General features: G+C 27.7%; 3 protein-coding genes. All 3 read right to left on the bottom strand.

Annotation, left to right across the window (positions count from 1 at the left end; all coding sequences use genetic code 11):
- Window positions 1-148 precede the first annotated feature (148 nt).
- On the bottom strand, window positions 149-664 hold the full coding sequence (locus BX659_RS18600; protein WP_181186468.1) for a sigma-70 family RNA polymerase sigma factor: 516 nt from the start codon (window positions 662-664) through the stop codon (window positions 149-151).
- 154 nt (window positions 665-818) lie between these two features.
- The gene (locus BX659_RS18605; protein WP_097019716.1) at window positions 819-1,073 is read right to left on the bottom strand and encodes a DUF6364 family protein; all 255 of its coding nucleotides are present in this window, start codon (window positions 1,071-1,073) and stop codon (window positions 819-821) included.
- Between the two features lie 27 nt (window positions 1,074-1,100).
- On the bottom strand, window positions 1,101-1,520 hold the full coding sequence (locus BX659_RS18610; protein ID WP_097019717.1) for a hypothetical protein: 420 nt from the start codon (window positions 1,518-1,520) through the stop codon (window positions 1,101-1,103).
- Window positions 1,521-1,732: the final 212 nt, after the last annotated feature.

Consider the following 1,732-nt stretch of genomic DNA (forward strand, 5'->3'; position numbering starts at 1 on the left):
GAAGCATTTGAAGACCAAGTAAGAGAAATTTTATATAACTAAATACACAAATTATTACAGTTTGAAATTAGTTCAATTTAATATTGCAATTTAAGATTATATATAATAACTCCATCTCCTTAATAAAAAAAGAACTACTAGATTAACTCTAGTAGCCTTCTACTGTGAATTTTTTATATAATTTATTGACAGCTTTCTTCTCAATTCTAGAGACATAGGAACGCGAGATATCGAGCCTATCGGCAATCTCTCTTTGAGTCTTCTCTTGACCATCTTGAAGACCATATCTCAATTCCAATACCTTTCTCTCTCTACTGTCCAGCTCTTTAAGCTTTTCATATAAGGTCTCCTCTTTCATAGCCAATTCGACCTTTTCACTGACTACATCTACTGCTGTGCCTAAGATATCAATTAATTTGATCTCATTTCCTTCCTTGTCAGAACCAATCGGTTCATGCATTAGCTTCTCATTATTTAACTTTTTCGTCTTTCTTAAATGCATCAAAATCTCATTCTCAATACATCTGGCTGAATAGGTTGCTAATCTAGTATTCTTATTGGGGTTGAAGCTATCGATTGCTTTGATTAGTCCAATAGTTCCAATTGAAATTAAGTCCTCATTATCTTCTTTAGTATTAACTAACGTAATATTGTTACAATATATATTATGTTAGTTATGCCTTGAATTGATTTCCCATAGAAAAATAAAAATTGCTGTTAAAAACTATTCTCTAACAGCAATTTTTATTTACATTCTACCCTACGATCCTTAGAATTGTTTTACACTCTTCTTTTCAAGATCTAACTCTATAATTATATTAACATCCATTATTAATCTTTTCATGAAATATTCTTCTCATCTTTTCCTTATTCTCTGGAAAATCTTTATCTTCAAAAAAGCCACTAAGCTTTTTTACCCTTGAACTAACTTCATATTCTTTATCTTGAATTTCCTTTAACTCCATTAAATATTTTTCTAATATGCTGGAGATAGATTGATTTGTTTCTTTAGCAAATTGATGAGCAAACTCAATTACATCTTTTTCAATACTTAATGTTAATTTATCTTTCACAGCATCTCCTCCTTACGTATACTATTATTATTTCTTATTTTTAAAACTTTCTTCTGCAAAATAAAATATTAGTTCGCTAATATTAAAATCATCAATTATTAGCTTCTTTTCTACTCCTTTTTCTAACAGCTTTAAAGCATTTTCATAATCCTGCTTAAATAAACCAAGATAATAATTAAAGTCTTCTTTGGAAAACACTTTAAACAAATCATATAAAAATTCTTTACTATACCCTGTTTTACAATATAGTTCTACTGCTTTATTAAAAAGTGCGTTTTCCCTATTCCTTTTAACTCCCATTATATTCTTTCTATCTCTAAATCCTTTTTCTAAATCTAAGAGCTTCATTTTATCCTTATTCATCTCAGCAGAAATTTTAAAAGCTATATTTTTAATTATTTCATAATTAGAATTTAATACCCTTTCATCTAATGGTTCTTGAATCATTATGCAAAAATCATTTAAAATTGATTCTTCATTTTTTAGATTAAAAATATTTCTTAAATTGCAATATTAAATTGAACTAATTTCAAACTGTAATAATTTAGTTATCTAGTTATATAGAATTTCTCTTACTTGGTCTTCAAATGCTTCATCAGGGGTTAGGTAATCTAAGATTTTTCTTGGTAAAGTATTGCACCAATTTTGGACTCTAGCAA

Origin of the sequence: Orenia metallireducens (assembly GCF_003001995.1) — a bacterium.
GTDB classification, from domain to species: Bacteria; Bacillota; Halanaerobiia; order Halobacteroidales; family Halobacteroidaceae; genus Orenia; species Orenia metallireducens_B.